Source organism: Romboutsia sp. LXY-2 (assembly GCF_056171995.1).
The window spans coordinates 112,031-131,389 of record NZ_JBKFGI010000012.1 but is presented as its reverse complement, the minus strand read 5'-3'; the positions used below and the strand labels follow the sequence as shown (position 1 = coordinate 131,389).

The window sequence follows — 19,359 nt, the reverse complement described above, 5'->3', positions numbered from 1 at the left end:
ATACTTTACACCTAAAAATGTAATATATTATAATTAAAGTAAGATAGTAGATATGAATAGATTTCGGAAACTACTATTCCCCTGTTATGACAGCTAACTAAAGCTGTCTCTTTTTTTTTAAAACACTCAGATTAGTGTAAGTATATTAAATATTATACTTGATAAAAATAATAATTGTAGAGTATTACATGAGGAAGGTAATATTTATGAAGGATGATATAATAAAGAAATCTTATATTGCTTCTTTTGACATAGAAGACAAGAGTCTAAAGGATTTAATAATAATAAATACAAAATGTTTGGTGGATGATAATACACAGAGGTATGTATTTGTAGATAATAACAGATTAAAAGATGAATTAATTTATTATAGATTTTATAGTGAAAAACCTGGGTACAACAATATAATGAGTCTCTTATTACCATTAGTATTATCTAATACTAATATTCAAAAAAGTGAAGAGGAAGCTATTAGTTTAATACAAAAATATGTAAAGTATTTTAAAAAAGAACAATATTTATCAGAATACTTGTTAGGCTCAGTGTTATATAATGCTATGATGCATAAGTTATTAGAAAATAAAGATATAGAATATGAAGAGCTATTACAAAGCATAAAAGAAAGAATAATTGGTTTTTCAATAGAACTAGACAAAGTAGCTATGATCAAGTTCCAGATGGCTAGAATAAATGCTATACAACAAATAGATAAGTATATAGAACACAAAGTAGAAGATTATGATGACGATAAAATAATAATTAGTATATTAAATGTGCTATATGATATTTACATAGAAGATAGAGAAGTAGGAAATTCAGGAATTATTAGCATGAAAAAATCTATACTATCTATACTAGGTGAGGAAACCAATTTAGGTATAGACAATATAGATTTTATTTCATCAATGTCCCAATACATTACAAAATTAAGGAAGTATAAAATTAATAAAAAAATATACAACCAAAAAGTAGACCCAAGAAACATAATAGGCCTTAACGAAGGCGATACTACTATAGACCCAATACTAAATCAAATAACAGTTATATCAAAAACTTTTAGTAATAATATTCTTCAGGTTAAGGTTAAATCAAAATCTGGAGAATATGAACTTAAGTTTAAAAAATCTTAGTTATTAAGCTTTTAGTTTGAAGATTCTAGATAAGAAATAAAATCTTCTTCTGTAGTACTAGTTAAAAAGCATAATTCTTTTACTATATTATTTCTAAGGTCAATAAAATCTTGTAGATTTGTATTTTCTGTAGTGTACTCTAATGCTTTTACAATAAGCAGTAGATCTCTTTTAGATAGAGCGTTGATAGACACTTGGTCAATTAATTCCATAAATAACTTCCTTTCTACTCATAGTACTTATCTTTTACATTTCTACAAAAACTAATAAAAAACCTTCTTTTTTTGTAGAAAATGATAAATTTTAAAATATAAGAATTTTATATACATATTATTTTAACCTATAAATAGCAGTAATAGATATAACAATCTTAAGAAAGAGGTGAAATATTTGAAAATTTTACTAACGACATTGAATTCTAAATTTATACATACAAATCTAGCTATAAGATATCTTAAAGAGTTTGTAAAAGATTTAGTAGATGCAGATATTAAAGAATACACAATTAACAATGATTTAGATTATATATTAAAAGATATATACAAAAACGATTATGACATAATACTATTCTCTACATATATATGGAATGTATACGATATAGTAAAGCTTTGTGATAACATAAAGAAAGTAAAACCGAATACAAAAATAGCTTTAGGCGGACCGGAAGTTAGCTATGATAGTAAAGAAGCAATGAAAAAATATTCATTTGTTGATTATATATTATATGGAGAAGGTGAACTTGTATTTAGAGACTTGGTTATGCACTTACAAGGTGATAAGCCAATAGAAGAAGTAGAAGGTGTTGTATATAGAAATAATGATGAAATAGTAGTGAACAAACCTAAGGAACTATTACAAAACTTAGATGAGATACCTAGTCCTTATGAAAACTTAGATCCCAAAGAATATGAAAATAGAATTGTTTATTATGAAACATCAAGAGGATGTCCTTTTAACTGCCAATATTGTTTATCTTCAACAATACAAGGATTAAGATATTTTGGTATTGATAGAGTTAAAAAAGATTTAAAAGCCTTAATAGATGCTAGAGTGTCTCAAATTAAATTTATAGATAGAACTTTTAATGCAAATAAAAAGTTTGCAATGGAAATAATGAATTTCTTAATGGAAAATGACAATGATTATACTACTTACCATTTTGAAGTTACAGCTCATTTATTAGATGATGATATGTTAGACTTCTTGAAAGATTGTAAGGAAGGTTTATTCCAATTTGAGATAGGTGTCCAATCTACAAATGAAAAAACTCTTGAAGCTGTTGGAAGAAGAGATAATTTCAAAAAATTATCATATGTAGTTCAAAAAGTAGCTTCATATAGAAATATACATCAACATTTAGATTTAATAGCTGGATTACCATATGAAGATTATGCTAGCTTTGAAAATTCATTCAATGATGTATTTAATCTAGGAATAGAGCATCTTCAATTAGGATTTTTAAAAATGATAAAAGGTACAGGTGTTAGAAATACTGCTAATGAACATGGATATAGATACAAAGACTATGCACCTTATGAGATATTGTTTAATGATTATATAACGTATTCTCAAATTTTAAAGCTTAAAGATATTGAAGAGATACTTGAAAAATATTATAACTCTAAAAATTATGTTTTATCAATGAGATATATAATTCATAATTTCTATAAAGAAAGTCCGTTCAAATTCTTCGAAGATTTTGCGACATACTTTGATGAAAATGGATATTTTGATATGGCCCAAGGTAAAAATCAATTATACAAAATCTTATTAGATTTCTATAATGAAAAAATAAATGTAAATAATGAAATATTTAATGATATACTTAAGTACGATTATATATCACTAGGTAAAACTTCAAACGTACCTCAGTTCTTCAATAAACTAGAAGTAGATGAGTTAAAAAATAGAAGTCACATGTTCTTACAAAATGAAAGTAATTTAGAAGAATATTTACCTAGATTTGTAAATACTCCAGCTAAGCATATTATAAAATATGTACACTTTGAGCCTTTTAAATATAATGTGTTAGAATTAAAAAATGATATACATTCAACATTAGAAAAATGTGATAATGTTATTTTATTTGTATATGATGATAAAAAGATATTTGAAAAATCAAAGGCCTACAGCGTGGAAATATAGGAGGTTAGTATGAATTTTAAAATAGAAAAATACTTATTAAAAAAAGCAGAAGAATTAGCTTTTATTACGATAAAGCACGATGGCGAATTTAAACTAGAAGGTTATGAAATACCTAAAACAGGATTAGATGTACCTATAAAAAATGAAGTATTAGTAAAAGGGATAAAAGAAAAAGTAGCTCAAGAGAGATTAAACTCTATGTCTATTGCAGATGCAATGATATACATAATAGGTATAGATAGTAAATTTAAGTATAATGATGAATATAAAAAATTCTTAGAAGCACTTGAAAAAAAGATAGATTTAGATATTAGATCTTATATGGGATATATGTCTAGAAAATACTTTGAAATAGGGGAATGTACAGATTCTTTAATATATCTTAAAGCATTAATTACATTATATCCAGATGATTTAGATGGAATGTATCACTATGCTATAGTTTGCCAAGAAGTTGCTAAGCAATACCAAAAAGATTCAGATGATGAAGCTATGAATAAATTCTTATTAGAAGCTCTTTCTAAATTAGAAAAAGTAATTCAAATAGATGAAAACTTCTCATTAGGATATTATCATTTAGGATACCATTATTATAACCAGGGACAATATGTTAAAGCTAAAGTTATATGGGAAGAAGCTTTAAAATTAGGACTAGATGCAGATTTAGTTGCTGAATTACAAGAAAATATAGGAAAGATGGACTTTAAAGTTCAATATGAAGAAGGATATAGCTTAGTATTCCAAGGAAAAAGTGAAGAAGGCTTAGAAAAGTTATTACCTTTAGAGCAAGATCATTCTGATTGGTGGAATCTATTATTTATGATAGGACTAGCATATAAGAACATGAATGAAATAGAGCAAGCTAAAAAATACTTCGAAAAAATATTAATAATGAAGCCTCATCAAGTTGATACAATGGTAGAATTAGCGTTATGTGAAGCTGAAGCTTACAATATAGAAAAAGCTATTGAACTATTTGAAACAGCAGCTAAAATAAAAGAAGATCCAGAAATACTATGCAACTTAGGTATGGCATACTTAAACAATGGAGATTTAGATGATGCTATCTATTATATAGAGAGAGCATATGAATTAGATCCTCAAGATGAAATAACAGTAGCATGTTTAAGAGAACTTGATAGATATAGATAAATATTAAACACAAAAACTCCTTAATTATAGGGAGTTTTTTTTATTTCTATATGCTATCATATAATTACATAATAATAATAAGGGGGCATTAAGGTGATACAAAAGTTAAATGAGATTTTAGATCAACTTAAAGGTGACAATAAGGTTGTACTATCTGTTGCATCAGCACAAGATAAAGAAGTTTTACTGGCAGTAAAAGATGCTTGTGAAAAAGAAATAATAGTACCAATATTAGTAGGGGATTCGAAAAAGATTAATAATATAGCTAAGGAAATCGGTTTCGAATTAGGAGATATTAAAATAATACATAGTGAAACTATTGAGGAAGATGCAGAGATAGCTGTAAAACTAGTATCTAATAAAGAAGCAAACTTTGTAATGAAAGGATTATTAGATACATCAGTATTATTAAAAGCTGTATTAAATAAAGAATATGGATTAAGAACTGATAGTCTGTTAAGTCATGTTATGATATATCAACTTAACAATTATGATAAGTTGCTTTTATTGACAGATGGTGGTATGAATATATATCCAGATTATGATCAAAAAGAAAAAATAGTTAAAAATGCAGTACAAGCAGCCAAATCTTTAGGCATAGAAGATGTAAAGGTTGCTTGTTTAGCAGCAAAAGAAAAAGTTAACCCTAAAATGCAAGCAACTGTAGATGCAGATTTACTATCTAAGGCATGTGAAGAAGGAAAGTTTGGTGAAGGGGTTATAGTAGAAGGTCCTTTAGCATTTGATTTAGCTGTTTCTAAAGAAGCTTGTGAAATTAAAGGGTTTAAAAGTAAGATACAAGGAGATGCTGATGTTTTATTAGTACCTACAATTGAGATGGGTAATGGAATAGGTAAAGCATTTACTTATATGGCAGATGCAAAATCAGCAGGTGTAGTAATGGGAGCTAAAGCACCTATAGTTTTAGTTTCTAGAGCAGATTCACATGAATCAAAGTTATATTCTATAGCATATGGAGCTTTAATAGCAAAAAACAATATATAAATTTAAAGTAAAATCTACTACTACCGCTATATAGGTATGATATATAGTGGTAGCAAAATAAAATTGGATAAAAAATTATCATTATTTAAAACTATTTTCTAAGATTATTTACAAAAAATAATAAAATAGTACAAAAAATAACTAAATATTATTATAAAATTATAAAAAAACATTAAAAAACACCTATTTTGCATATAAAAATAGAACAAAATGTAGCTTTTTTATTGTAAATAAAATTGTGAAAAAAATATTTAAATTTTAGCCCAAATTACCAAAAATTAGTATATAATCTAAGTAGATGACTTATGTTTGTATACATTATAATAAGTCTTACGATTTGGACATAATTTTTTTATCACCTAATGGATTTAAAAAAATCAGAAAAAGGGGATAGGAATATGGATAAAAAATTAATGACTATCGATTTAAATAGCCATGTATTATTAGATAAGGCTGAAAAAGATGGCGTAGAAACAATGTACGATAGAAAACTAGGTTTTAAAGCTCAGTGTGGATTTGGTCTTCAAGGAAACTGTTGTAGAATATGTGGTATGGGTCCTTGTAGAATAACTCCAAAAACTCCAAGGGGGCTATGTGGAGCAGATGAACACACTATAGTAGGTAGAAACTTTGCAAGAATGGTTGCAGCAGGGACAGCAGCTCACTCAGACCATGCTAGAGATTTAGCACATACTATGGCACTAGCTAGTCCAGATGGTAACTATAAAATAAGAGATGAAAGAAAATTAATAGCTTTAGCAAATGAATGGGATATAGAAACTGAAGGAAAAGATATTTATGATATAGCTCACGAAGTTGCTGAAGTAGGATTAATGGAATTCGGTAAACCATATGGTGTATCTAAATTCTTAAAAAATGCTCCAGCCCAAAGACAACAAATATGGAAAGACTATGCTATAGAGCCAAGAGCTATAGATAGAGAAATAGCTACAATAATGCATTCTACACATATAGGGTGTACTTCTGATATAGATAGTTTAATACATATGTCATTAAGAACTAGTATGGCAGATGGTTGGGGCGGATCTATGATAGGTACTAGATTTAGTGATATATTATTTGGTACTCCTACAGTAAGATCAACTGAAGCCAACCTAGGTGTATTAGAAGAAAACAAAGTAAATATAATATTACATGGACATGAGCCGACATTATCTGAAATGATAGTTTTAGCTTCAGAGGACCCTGAACTAGTAGCATTAGCTAAGGAAATGGGAGCTGAAGGCATAAACTTAGCTGGTATGTGCTGTACTGGTAATGAGGTTACAATGAGACATGGTGTAAGAATCGCGGGAGACTTCCATCAACAAGAGCTTGCATTAGTAACAGGTGCAGTAGAAGCTATGGTAGTTGACGTTCAATGTATATTCCCAGCTTTATCATATGTAGCAGATTGCTACCATACAAAATTCATAACAACTTCTCCAAAAGCAAAAATCACAGGATCGACATATATAGAATTTAAAGAAGAGCAAGCATTTGAAGATGCTAAGAAGATAGTAAGAGAAGCAGTACTAAACTTCAAGAACAGAGACAAAGAAAAAGTATTAATCCCAGAATTAAAATCAAGTGCAACAGTTGGATATAGTGTAGAGGCTATAATACCTCAACTAGATAGAGTTGTAAACTCTTATATAGACCCAACAGGGACAGTTAAACCTTTAGTAGACTGCTTAAAATCAGGAGTATTAAGAGGGGCAGCTGGAGTTGTTGGATGTAATAATGCAAAAGGAGTTTCAAATGAAGCTCATATAACAATAATAAAAGAATTAATTAAAAATGATATATTAGTAGTTACTACAGGATGTGGTGCTCAAGCAGCAGCTAAATTTGGTTTAATGGATAAGAGTGCAGCTAAGAAGTATGCAGGTAAAGGTCTTGCTACAGTTTGCGAACTTGTAGATATACCACCAGTACTTCATATGGGATCTTGTGTTGATATAAGCCGTATATTAGATGTAGTAGGTGCTTGTGCTAACTATTTAGATATGGATATGTGTGATATACCAGCTGTAGGTATAGCTCCAGAGTGGATGTCTGAAAAGGCAGTTGCAATAGGATGCTATGTTGTAGCAAGTGGTATAGATACTTATTTAGGTATTGCACCTCCAATAACTGGCTCTTCTAGAACAGTAGAAATATTAACAGAAGGACTACAAGATAAAGTTGGAGCTACATTTACAGTAAATACTAACTGTCATGAGTTAGCAGCAACAATAATAGCAGATATAGAAAAGAAACGTATTCATTTTGAAAAATTAGTTGAAGAAAAGATGAATGCTGAAGTAGTAGCAGAAGCTTAATAATTATATATATTACTAAAACTATGCATGCAACTTTGAAAAGATTGTATGGAAGGTAGTTCATGAAAGAGCTAGCTGTAGTTTATTTTTAATGTCTAAATTTATATTATAGCTAGTTCTTAAAAAACTAACTATTTTCGATAAAAACAAATAAATAAACCGATAATATACGAACAAAATCTTCGTAAAAATATAAAAAATCTACAAAATAACTTAAAAATTTGAGTTAAGTATGGCAAAAGGTGGTATAATATGAAAATAGCAATAACAGGTAAAGGTGGAGTAGGTAAAACGACTTTTTCTTCTATGTTATCTAGAATGTTTGCTGAAGATGGATATAGAGTAGTAGCTGTAGATGCAGATCCAGATGCTAATTTAGCATTGGCACTAGGATTTCCAAGGGATGTATATGATTCTATAGTTCCTATATCAGAAATGAAAAAGTTAGTTTCAGAAAGAACAGCAGCTGAAACAGGTACTTTTAATAAAATGTTTAAGTTGAATCCTAAAGTAGATGATATTCCTGAAAACTTCTGTAAAGAGCATAATGGAGTTAGATTACTTACATTAGGAACAGTAGATTCTGGTGGATCTGGATGTGTTTGTCCTGAGCATGTATTGTTAAAAAGATTATGCTCGCATTTAATACTACAAAATAAAGATGTAGTAGTAATGGATATGGAAGCTGGCATAGAACACTTAGGAAGAGGGACTGCTAGTGGTGTAGATGCCTTTGTAGTAGTTGTTGAACCTGGTGAAAGAAGCTTACAAACATACAGAAAAGTTAAGAAACTAAGTAGTGACATTGGTGTAGAAAAAGTATTTGTAGTAGGAAACAAAGTTAGAAATAAAGAAGATGAAGAATTTATTATAAGTAATTTAGAAGATGGTGAATCTTTAGGTTTCATTTATTATAATCAAGATGTAATAAATTCGGATAGATCAAACCAATCTCCATACGACACAAGTAATGAAACTAAAAATCAGGTTAAAGTTATAAAAGACAGATTAATGTCATTACAAAACCTGTAATAAAGACTGGTGTTAGGATATCCTAATTGCTAGAATTTAACGCTATTACATATTAGTAGTGTTATAAAAATAAATAAAATTGTGGGAGGAGATTCAGTTATGGAATTCAAATCTGATATTCAAATAGCTCAAGAGGCGACACCTCAAGATATAAGAGAAATAGCAAAAAAGTTAGGGTTAACAGAGGACGATTTAGATTTATATGGAAAATATAAAGCTAAGGTAGACTATAATTTATTAAAAAAAGACAACAGTGGCAAAAAAGCTAAGGTTATATTAACTACAGCTATAAACCCTACTCCAGCTGGAGAAGGTAAAACAACAACAACTATAGGTGTTGCTGATGGTTTAGCTAAATTAGGAAAAAACGTATTAGTTGCATTAAGAGAGCCATCTTTAGGTCCAGTATTTGGAATAAAAGGTGGAGCAGCTGGTGGAGGATATGCTCAAGTTTTACCTATGGAAGATATAAACCTACACTTCACAGGAGATTTCCATGCTATAGGAGCAGCTAACAACTTATTAGCTGCAATGCTTGATAACCACATTCACCAAGGTAATGAACTTCAAATAGATACTAGAAGAATAACTTGGAGAAGATGTGTAGACATGAACGACAGACAATTAAGAAATGTTGTTGATGGATTAGGTTCTAGAGCTGATGGTGTTGCTAGAGAAGATGGATTTGACATAACTGTGGCATCTGAGGTAATGGCAGCTTTCTGTTTAGCAGATGATATAGTTGATTTAAAGATAAGATTAGGAAGAATAATAGTAGGATATAACTTTGCTGGAGAGCCTGTAACAGCAGCTCAGTTAAAAGCAAATGGTGCTATGGCAGCTTTACTTAAAGATGCTCTAAAACCAAACTTAGTTCAAACATTAGAAGGAACACCTGCATTTGTTCATGGTGGACCGTTTGCTAATATAGCTCATGGATGTAACTCTGTTATTGCTACAAGAATGGCTATGCATTTTGCTGACTACGTTGTAACTGAAGGAGGATTTGGTGCTGACCTTGGTGCTGAAAAATTCTTAGATATCAAATGTAGAATGGCTAACATAAAACCATCTGCAGTTATAATAGTTGCTACAGTTAGAGCATTAAAATACAATGGTGGAGTTCCTAAAACTGAGTTAAATAACGAAAACTTAGAAGCTTTAGAAAAAGGACTTCCAAACTTATTAAAACATGTTGAAAATATAACTCAAGTATTTAAATTACCAGCAGTAGTAGCTATAAACGAATTCCCAACAGATACTCAAGCTGAAGTGGATTTAGTAAAAGCTAAATGTAAGGAACTAGGAGTAAATGTTGCTTTATCTCAAGTTTGGGCTAAAGGTGGAGAAGGTGGAGTTGAAGTAGCTCAAGAAGTAATTAGATTAATAGAAGAAGAAGAAAATAACTTTAAGTTCTGTTATGAAGATGATTTAAGTATAGAGGAAAAAATAAATGCTATAGCTACTAAGATATATGGAGCAGATGGTGTAAACTTTACTCCAGCTGCAAGAAAAGAATTAGCTAACTTAGAAGCTTTAGGATTTGGAAAAATGCCAATATGTATGGCAAAAACTCAATATTCTTTAACTGATGACCTTAATGTATTAGGAAGACCTACTGGATTTAAGATTACTGTAAGACAGTTAACAGTTTCAGCAGGAGCTGGATTTATAGTTGCTCTTACAGGAGATATAATGAAGATGCCAGGACTTCCAAAGGTTCCAGCAGCAGAAAAGATAGATGTTGATGAAAATGGAGTAATCGCTGGATTATTCTAATAAAAATATAAGAAAAAATAGTGTGTGGCATTTTGCCACACACTATAAAATAAACCAATAGAAAACCTTTTTATAATTATTAGGGGGAAAATTAATGAGTATATCAGAAAAAAGTTGTGTAGAGTTTGTAGAAGTATTAGCTTCTAAAGCTGCAGTGCCAGGTGGCGGTGGAGCAGCGGCTTTAGTAGGTGCAATAGGAATGGCTTTAGGCAGTATGGTATGCAATTTAACAATAGGAAAGAAAAAGTACGCAGAGTACGAAGACAGTGTAAAATCAATTCTAGAAAAAGCAGGAAAGCTTGAAAAAGATTTATTATCTATGATAGATCAAGATGCTGAATGCTTCTTGCCTTTATCTAAGGCATATGGACTTCCAACAAATACAGATGAAGAAAAACAATTTAAAGCGAAGACTATGGAAAGAGCACTCAAAGTAGCTTGTGAGGTTCCAATAAATATAGTAAGAGCTAGTTATGAAGCAATAAAATTACACGAAGATCTTGTTGATAAAGGATCAAGACTTGCAATAAGTGATGTAGGTGTAGGTGTACAGTGTTTAAGAGCAGCAATACTTAGTGGTCAATTAAATGTTGTAATAAACATTAATTCTATAAAAGACCAAGAATATGTAGAAAAAGTAAGAGAAGAAGTAAACCAGTTAGTTGAGGATGGAGTAAGAATTTGTGATGAAGTTTACTCAAAGGTTGAGATAGCTTTAGGTAAATAATAATTTTGAAAAATCAGTAGAATGATACTTTAATTATAGATTTAAAAAGACCCAAAATATATTACATAAAAATAATAAATATAGGGGGCAAGGGATATGGAAGTTGCATCAGCGAAAGGACAAATAATAAAAGGTAAACCAGTAGCGGATAAAATTAGTGAAAATTTAATAAAAGAAGTTAATGAACTAGTAAAAGAGGGTATAAGTCCTAAGTTAACTATTGTTAGGGTTGGAGCTAGAGGCGATGATTTAGCATATGAGAGAGGCGCTTTAAAAAGATGCGAAAATATAGGAATAGTAACTGAGGTAATAGAATTACCAGAAGATGTGACTCAAGATCAATATATAGAAGAATTAGAAAAAATAAATAACGATAATGATGTTCATGGTATCTTATGCTTTAGGCCATTACCTAAGCAACTAGATGAAGAATCTATAAAGTATGTTATAAAACCAGAAAAAGATGTAGATTGCTTTAGTCCAGTAAATGCTGCTAAGGTTATGGAAGGCGACAAGAGTGGGTTCCCACCATGTACTCCTACTGCAGTAGTAGAGATATTAAAACATTATGAGGTTGATCTAAGGGGAGCTAAAGTAGCTGTTTTAGGAAGATCGATGGTAGTTGGTAAACCGGCTGCAATGTTATTATTAAATGAAAATGCTACAGTAACAATTTGCCATTCTAAAACAAAAGATTTATCAGATGTAACGTCAGAAGCTGATGTTTTAGTAGCTGCTGTTGGTAGAGCAAAAATGGTAAATGAAAGCTTTGTAAAAGAAGGTGCAGTAGTTATAGATGTAGGTATAAATGTTGATGAAGAAGGAAATTTATGTGGAGATGTAGATACTAATTCTGTTTTAGATAAAGCATCAATGGTGACTCCAGTTCCTGCAGGTGTTGGTTCGGTAACTACTTCAATATTAGCCAAACATGTAGTTAAAGCATGTAAATTACAAAATAATAAATAAAGAATTACAACTGCTTAAATATAAGCGAATTTAGGGGGAATAGATATGGTAATTTCTGAAAAGAAACCATTGGAAGAAGTATTAGGATTTGTTAAAGATGCTAAGAAAATAATTCTAGTTGGTTGTAATCAATGTGCAGCTACTTGTAAAACAGGTGGAGAACAAGAACTAATAGATTTTAAAGCTGAGTTAGAAGCTGAAGGCAAAGAGGTATTAGGGCATGTTTTATTAGATCCAGCATGTAATTTCCTAAAATGTAAGAAAGACATTAAAGCTTTAAAAGAAGAATTAAAGGATGTAGATGCAATATTATCTTTAGCTTGTGGGGACGGAACACAAACTATAGTTAAAAATACAAAAAATATTCCTGTATATCCAGTTAATAACACATTATTTATAGGTGAGGTTGAAAGAGTTGGAGAATTTTCAGAAGCTTGTAAAGCATGTGGAGAATGTGAACTTGGATGGACAGGAGGGATATGTCCAGTAACAATGTGTGCTAAAGGACTATTAAACGGTGCTTGTGGTGGTGCTAAAAATGGTAAGTGTGAAGTAAATAGTGAAAATGATTGCGCTTGGATAAAAATATATGACAGATTAAACAGTATAAACCAGTTAGATAATCTGTTAGAAATAAGACCACCTAAAGATTACTCTAAACAAAATAATCCAAGACACCTAAATATAAAGAAAAAAGAAGCAAGCGCTAACGCTTAAAAGCTTTGATAAGGTTAAAAAGGGGGATTTTAGATGAGCTTATTAAAAGAAACATTAGAAAGTGGTAAGTTTGCTGTAACTACTGAGATGGCACCTCCAAAAGGAACAGACCTTTCTCACTTACTAGAATGTGCAAAAGCTGTTGTAGGAAGAGTACATGCGGCAAATGTAACGGATTTCCAATCTGCTGTCATGAGAACTACTTCACTAGCTACTTGCAAACTGTTAAAAGATGTAGGACTTGAGCCAGTACTTCAAGTAACTGGAAGAGATAGAAATAGAATAGCAATACAAGGTGAAATGTTATCAGCAGGTGTATTTGGAATTAATAATATGCTAGCTCTAACAGGAGACCATACAGTTGTTGGAGATCACCCTCAAGCTAAAGGTGTATTTGATTTAGATTGTGTAGGTATACTTCAAACTGCAAGAACTTTAATGTCAGGTAAAGATATGGTTGGAAATGAGCTAAAAGGTTCGCCGGAGTTTTACTTAGGGGCATCTGTAACGCCAGAGTATGCACCAATAGAAATTCAACTACTAAAGATGCAAAAGAAAATAAACGCTGGAGCTAAGTTCTTCCAAACTCAAGCAGTATACGATATTGAGACTATGAGAGAATTTAGAAGACTTACAAAAGATATGGATTGTAAGTTATTAGCTGGAATAGTGCCACTAAAGTCTCCAGGAATGGCTAAGTTTATGACTGCAAATGTACCAGGTATATTTGTTCCAGATGATCAAATAGAAAGATTAAGAGCTGCAGGTAAAGAGAATTGGGTATCTGAAGGAATTAAGATGGCAGGAGAATTTATTAGACAGTTACAAGAGGAAGATTTATGTGATGGAGTTCACATAATGGCAATCGGAGCAGAAGAAAATATTCCAGCCATATTAGATGAAGCAGGACTATAGGAGGATTTTAATATGAAAATAGCTGTTATAGGGGGAGGTCCAGGAGGTTATGTTGCTGCATTAAAAGCAGCTATGCTTGGAGCTGAAGTTACAGTAATAGAAAAAAGAAGAGTTGGAGGAACTTGCTTAAATGTAGGATGTATACCAACTAAAGCATTATTAGCATCTTCTTCAATGTTAATGTCTATAAAAGAAGCAAAGGATTTTGGTATTAATATAGAAGGTGAAGTTAATGCTGATTTCCTATCAATTATGACAAGAAAAGACAAAATTGTTAATCAATTAATTAGCGGAATCGAGTTTTTATTCCAAAAAAGAGGAGTAGAACTTGTAAATGGTTTTGGAAAATTAGTTGATAAAAATACTGTTGAAGTAACTAAAGAAGATGGAAGTGTAGAAATAGTAAAAGCTGATAAAATTATATTGGCAAATGGATCAGTTCCAATAGTACCACCAATGTTCCCTTACGACGGAAAGGTTGTAATAACTAGTGATGAGGCACTAGGTCTTGAAGAAGTACCAGAGTCTTTATTAATAGTTGGTGGTGGTGTTATAGGTTGCGAAATTGGTCAGTTTTTCAGGACTTTAGGCACTGAAGTAACTATAGTAGAGATGTTTGACCAAATATTGCCAAATGAAGATAAAGATGTGGCAAAACAGTTGCAGAGACAGTTTAAAAAGGATAAAATTAAAGTAATAACAGGCATAGGAGTGCAGACTTGTGAAATTATTGACGGGAAAGCAGTATCGACACTTCAGAATGGAAAACAAATCATTTCTCAGTACGCATTAGTTGCTGTTGGAAGAAAACCAAATATAGCAAACTGTGGGATAGAAGAATTAGGAATAGAGATGGAAAGAGGTAAAATAGTAGTAGATGAACATCTTGAAACTAATATAGAAGGTATATATGCAATAGGAGATATTATAAATACTCCTTTCTTGGCACATGTTGCCTCAAAAGAAGGTATTGTAGCTGTAGAAAATGCTTTAGGCAAGTCTAAAACAGTAAATTATACAGCTGTACCAAGATGTGTATATACAGAGCCTGAAGTTGCTGGAGTTGGAAAAACAGAAAAAGAACTTCAAGCACAAGGTGAAGAGTATCATGTAGGTCAATTCGATTTTAGAGCTTTAGGAAAAGCTCAAGCCATAGGACATTTCCAAGGATTCATTAAAATTTTAGCAGACAATAACGACAAAATAATAGGGGCTTCGATAGTAGGACCTCATGCAACAGATTTATTAACAGAATTATCTTTAGCTGTTCATCTAGGATTAACAGTAGAGCAAGTTGGTGATTGCATACATGCTCATCCAAGTTTATCTGAAGGACTAATGGAAGCTCTTCATGATGTTCATGGAGAATGTGTTCATGCAGCTCCAAAACTAGCAAAAGCATAAGCTTGACAGAGAGAAATTAGATTATAGCTCTGTCTTGACAAAATAAGGGGGAAATCTTATGGGATATACTATAGCTGTAGCAGGAAAAGGTGGAACTGGTAAAACAAGTCTAACAGGGCTTATAATTAATCAATTAGTTCAAGATGACAAAGGTCCAGTATTAGTTGTAGATGCAGATGCAAATGCAAATATAAATGAAGTACTAGGAGCAGAGGTAGAAGCTACTATAGGGGAAATTAGAGAAGAAGTAAATCAAAGAGAAAAACAAGGAAATTCATTCCCAGGTGGGATGACAAAAGCTCAATACTTACAATATAGATTGAATTCTATAATTGAAGAAGGAGATGGATATGATTTATTAGTAATGGGAAGATCTGAAGGTGAAGGTTGCTATTGTTTCGTTAACGGAATAATGAGAGAACAAGTAAATAAAATTTCAGGTCAATACAATTACTTAGTAATAGATAATGAAGCAGGAATGGAACATTTAAGTAGAAAGACTACTAAACATGTTGATTCACTATTATTAGTTAGTGACTGCTCAAGACGTAGTATTCAAGCAGTTGCAAGAATAAGAGATTTAGCATTAGAACTTAATTTAAATGTAGGGAAGACGTTCCTTATAGTAAATAAGGTTCCAAATGGAGTATTAAATGATGGAGTTAAGGAAGAAATAGCTAAACATAATTTAGATCTTTTAGGTGTTGTGCCTTTAGATGAATTGATATATGAATATGATTCTTCAGGAATACCACTAGTAAAGCTACCTGAAGATGCAAAAGCTAAAATGGCAATAAAAGAATTAATGGCCAAATTAGAACTAAAATAGGCTTAAGGGGGAGAAAACTATGGCATTTAAGATGTCTGTTCAAAAATATTCTGGTAAGATATCAGAAGTAGAAATAGGGACAGGAGATAAAGCGATAAAATTAGGTGGAGAAAGCGTATTACCATTTTATAGTTTTGATGGAGAAACTGGAAATTCACCAAAGGTAGGAATACAAATATTAGATGTTTACCCAGAAGCATGGGCTGATTCATACAAAGAATTGTATAAAGAAGTAGCAGAGTGTCCAGTAAAATGGGCTAAGCATGTGGAGGAAACTTCAGCTGCAGATTTTATCAACTTAAGATTTGAAGGAGCTGATCCAAATGGATTAGACAAAGATCCTGAAGATTGTGCAAAAGTTGCTAAAGAAGTAGCAGAAGCAATTTCACTACCACTTGTAATATCAGGATGTGGAAACCATGAAAAGGATTCAAAATTATTTGAAAAAGTAGCTCAAGCTGTAGATGGATACAACTGTTTATTTATGTCAGCTGTAGAGGAAAACTATAAAGCAGTAGGAGCTGCGGCTTCAATGGCATATAGCCATAAGGTTGGAGCTGAGTCTTCAGTAGATATAAACCTTGCTAAGCAAATGAACGTTTTATTAACTCAATTAGGTGTTAAACCTGAAAATATAGTTATGAATATAGGATGTTCAGCAGTTGGATATGGATATGAGTATGTTGCATCAACTATGGATAGAATTAGACTTGCTGCATTTGGTCAAAATGATAAATCATTACAAATGCCAATAATAACACCAGTATGTGATGAAGTATGGAATGTTAAAGAATCTGTAGCTTCAGTTGAAGATGAACCAACATGGGGATGTGTAGAAAAAAGAGGGATAGCAATGGAGATATCAACAGCAACAAGTGCATTAGCTGGTGGAGCAAACGCAGTTATATTACGTCATCCAAAATCTATAGAAACTATAAAAGAATTAGTTAACGCATTAGCTTAATTAAATTGTAAGGTTAGGGGGATAAAATAATGGCATTAAAAGCTTTAGATATATTTAAATTAACACCAAAGAAAAACTGTAAGGATTGTGGATTCCCAACATGTATGGCTTTCTGTATGAAGGTTGCATCAGGGGCTGTTGAAGTAAGCAAATGTCCACATATGTCAGATGATGCTATAGCTCAATTATCAGAAGCTACAGCACCATTAATGAAGGCTTTAAAAATAGGAACTGGAAAAAGCGAGTATGAATTTGGTGGAGAAACTGTATTATTCAGACATGAAAAAACACTAGTAAATAGAAATAGATTTGCTGTAGCATTTAATGATGCTATGAGTGAAGATGATATAGAAGCAAAACTTACAAATATGAAGATTGTTGATTATGTAAGAATAGGCGAAGAAATGAAGGCTGAAATGGCTGTATTAGAATATATTAACAGCAAAGAAAACTTCATAAATTTAATAAATAAGGTTAAAAATAGTGGATTAGATTTAGCTTACATAATAGTTTGTGAAGATGCAGAAGTAGCAGCAGAGGCTGTAGGAATTTTAAAAGAGTTTAAACCAATGGTTTATGGGGCTAACAAAGAAAACTATCAAGCTATGATAAATGTAGTTAAAGATGCTAAATTACCTTTAGGTGTTAAAGCTAGTTGCTTAGAAGAGTTATATGCTACTATAGAAGCTATTCAAGGCGCTGGATATAAAGAATTAGTATTAGATGTAACTGGAGAAACTGTAAAAGATACATTTACTAATGCTGTTCAAGTTAGAAGAATATCTTTAAAAGAGCAAGATAGAACATTTGGATATCCTTCAATAATATTTGCTAATAAATTAGCTAAAGATAATGAAATGATGGAAGTAGCATTATCATCATTATTCACAGTAAAATATGGATCTATAATAGTTTTAGATGATATAAACTATGCTAAAGCATTACCACTATTTGCTTTAAGACAAAATATATATACAGATCCACAAAGACCAATGAGGGTTGAACCTAAGATTTATCCAATAAATAATCCAGATGAAAATTCACCAGTATTAGTTACTGTTGACTTCGCATTAACTTACTTTATAATAGCAGGTGAAATAGAAAGATCTAAAGTGCCATGCTGGCTTGTAATACCAGATGCAGGTGGATACTCAGTTCTTACTGCATGGGCAGCAGGTAAATTTGGTGGAAATTCTATATCTGCTTTTATCAAAGAAAGTGGTGTAGAAAGTGTAACTAAGAATAGAGATTTAATAATACCAGGTAAAGTTGCAGTACTTAAAGGGGATATAGAAGATAACTTACCAGGATGGAAAGTTGTAATAGGAACTGAGGAATCAATGCAATTACCTAAGTTCTTAAAGGACTACAATACTAAAAAACAAGAAAGTCTTGCAAACGCTTAATAATTATAAATAAACTAAAGGGGGATAATTGTAAATGGAAAAGTTTATGATTATAGGAGAAAGAATACACTGTATTTCGCCAGTAATAAGAAAAGCATTAGCAGAAAGAGATCCTGAGCCAATATTAAAAAGAGCTAAAGAACAATTAGAAGCAGGAGCACATTATATAGATTTTAATATAGGTCCAGCAGAAAGAGATGGAGAAGAATTAATGGCTTGGGGAGTTCAATTACTTCAAAGTGAATTTAATAATGTTCCATTAGCGCTAGATACTGCTAATAGAAAAGCGATAGAAGCTGGTCTTAAAGTTTATGATAGAACTCATGCAAAACCAATAATAAACTCTGCTGATGCAGGTGGAAGAATAGATTTAATAGATTTAGCAGCTGAATATGAATCTAAAGTTATAGGTTTATGTGCTAAAGAAGGTATACCAAGAGATAATGATGAGCGTATGGGTTATTGCCAAGAAATACTAGAAAAAGGGTTAATGTTAGGTATGGATCCAAGTGATATATTATTTGACCCATTATGTTTAGTTATAAAAGGAATGCAAGAAAAACAAGGTGAAGTTCTTGAAGCTATAAGAATGATGACTGAAATGGGACTTTTAACTACAGGAGGATTATCTAACGTATCTAATGGATGTCCTAAACATGTAAGACCAGTTCTAGATAGTGCATTCTTAGCAATGGCTATGGCAAATGGATTTAGCTCTGCAATAATAAATCCATGTGACGCAGAGTTAATGAAGATGATAAAATCTTGCGATATAATAAACAACGCATCATTATATGCTGATTCTTATTTAGAATTAAATGAAGGTGGATTTGCATTTAACGCATAATCTATAAGTTTAAA

At 31.3% G+C, this 19,359-nt stretch carries 17 protein-coding genes; 16 read left to right on the top strand and 1 reads right to left on the bottom strand.

All coding sequences use genetic code 11. From position 1 onward, the window contains the following. The first annotated feature begins 206 nt into the window (after positions 1-206). On the top strand, positions 207-1,130 hold the full coding sequence (locus tag ACI48P_RS17720; protein ID WP_475218203.1) for a hypothetical protein: 924 nt from the start codon (positions 207-209) through the stop codon (positions 1,128-1,130). An 11-nt stretch (positions 1,131-1,141) separates the two neighbouring features. Here ACI48P_RS17720 and ACI48P_RS17715 read toward each other — a convergent pair whose 3' ends face one another. Then, positions 1,142-1,342 (bottom strand): hypothetical protein, encoded by a 201-nt coding sequence (locus ACI48P_RS17715; protein WP_475218201.1) that lies wholly within the window; start codon positions 1,340-1,342, stop codon positions 1,142-1,144. Positions 1,343-1,520: 178 nt separating this feature from the next. Between ACI48P_RS17715 and ACI48P_RS17710 the strand changes: the two genes are divergently transcribed. From ACI48P_RS17710 to acsE, 15 genes are all read left to right on the top strand, one after another. Next, positions 1,521-3,275, top strand: a complete 1,755-nt coding sequence (locus ACI48P_RS17710; protein ID WP_475218199.1) for a B12-binding domain-containing radical SAM protein — start codon at positions 1,521-1,523, stop codon at positions 3,273-3,275. 9 nt (positions 3,276-3,284) lie between these two features. Then, entirely contained in the window at positions 3,285-4,427 is a 1,143-nt protein-coding gene (locus ACI48P_RS17705) for a tetratricopeptide repeat protein (protein WP_475218197.1), read from the top strand. A 93-nt stretch (positions 4,428-4,520) separates the two neighbouring features. Then, the gene (locus ACI48P_RS17700) at positions 4,521-5,432 is read left to right on the top strand and encodes a bifunctional enoyl-CoA hydratase/phosphate acetyltransferase (RefSeq protein ID WP_475218195.1); all 912 of its coding nucleotides are present in this window, start codon (positions 4,521-4,523) and stop codon (positions 5,430-5,432) included. 398 nt (positions 5,433-5,830) lie between these two features. Further along, positions 5,831-7,756: an anaerobic carbon-monoxide dehydrogenase catalytic subunit gene (gene cooS, locus ACI48P_RS17695; protein ID WP_475218193.1), complete on the top strand. Its 1,926-nt coding sequence runs from the start codon at positions 5,831-5,833 to the stop codon at positions 7,754-7,756. A gap of 252 nt (positions 7,757-8,008) precedes the next feature. Next, positions 8,009-8,788, top strand: coding sequence for an ATP-binding protein (locus tag ACI48P_RS17690; RefSeq protein ID WP_475218191.1), 780 nt, complete (start codon positions 8,009-8,011; stop codon positions 8,786-8,788). A 99-nt stretch (positions 8,789-8,887) separates the two neighbouring features. Next, positions 8,888-10,567, top strand: coding sequence for a formate--tetrahydrofolate ligase (locus ACI48P_RS17685; protein WP_475218189.1), 1,680 nt, complete (start codon positions 8,888-8,890; stop codon positions 10,565-10,567). A 94-nt stretch (positions 10,568-10,661) separates the two neighbouring features. Beyond that, on the top strand, positions 10,662-11,294 hold the full coding sequence (locus ACI48P_RS17680; RefSeq protein ID WP_475218187.1) for a cyclodeaminase/cyclohydrolase family protein: 633 nt from the start codon (positions 10,662-10,664) through the stop codon (positions 11,292-11,294). Between the two features lie 96 nt (positions 11,295-11,390). After that, positions 11,391-12,263, top strand: coding sequence for a bifunctional 5,10-methylenetetrahydrofolate dehydrogenase/5,10-methenyltetrahydrofolate cyclohydrolase (locus tag ACI48P_RS17675; protein ID WP_475218185.1), 873 nt, complete (start codon positions 11,391-11,393; stop codon positions 12,261-12,263). 45 nt (positions 12,264-12,308) lie between these two features. Then, positions 12,309-12,980 (top strand): methylenetetrahydrofolate reductase C-terminal domain-containing protein, encoded by a 672-nt coding sequence (locus tag ACI48P_RS17670; protein ID WP_475218183.1) that lies wholly within the window; start codon positions 12,309-12,311, stop codon positions 12,978-12,980. Between the two features lie 33 nt (positions 12,981-13,013). Continuing rightward, positions 13,014-13,895 (top strand): methylenetetrahydrofolate reductase, encoded by an 882-nt coding sequence (locus tag ACI48P_RS17665; RefSeq protein ID WP_475218181.1) that lies wholly within the window; start codon positions 13,014-13,016, stop codon positions 13,893-13,895. 12 nt (positions 13,896-13,907) lie between these two features. After that, positions 13,908-15,299, top strand: coding sequence for a dihydrolipoyl dehydrogenase (gene lpdA / locus ACI48P_RS17660; RefSeq protein WP_475218179.1), 1,392 nt, complete (start codon positions 13,908-13,910; stop codon positions 15,297-15,299). A 58-nt stretch (positions 15,300-15,357) separates the two neighbouring features. After that, positions 15,358-16,128: an ATP-binding protein gene (locus tag ACI48P_RS17655; RefSeq protein WP_475218177.1), complete on the top strand. Its 771-nt coding sequence runs from the start codon at positions 15,358-15,360 to the stop codon at positions 16,126-16,128. Between the two features lie 19 nt (positions 16,129-16,147). Continuing rightward, on the top strand, positions 16,148-17,092 hold the full coding sequence (acsD, locus tag ACI48P_RS17650; protein WP_475218175.1) for an acetyl-CoA decarbonylase/synthase complex subunit delta: 945 nt from the start codon (positions 16,148-16,150) through the stop codon (positions 17,090-17,092). 29 nt (positions 17,093-17,121) lie between these two features. Further along, positions 17,122-18,498 carry an acetyl-CoA decarbonylase/synthase complex subunit gamma gene (acsC, locus tag ACI48P_RS17645; protein ID WP_475218174.1) on the top strand — a complete coding sequence of 459 codons (1,377 nt, stop codon included), beginning with the start codon at positions 17,122-17,124 and terminating at the stop codon, positions 18,496-18,498. Positions 18,499-18,532: 34 nt separating this feature from the next. Further along, on the top strand, positions 18,533-19,345 hold the full coding sequence (acsE, locus tag ACI48P_RS17640) for a carbon monoxide dehydrogenase/acetyl-CoA synthase methytransferase subunit (protein ID WP_475218172.1): 813 nt from the start codon (positions 18,533-18,535) through the stop codon (positions 19,343-19,345). Positions 19,346-19,359: the final 14 nt, after the last annotated feature.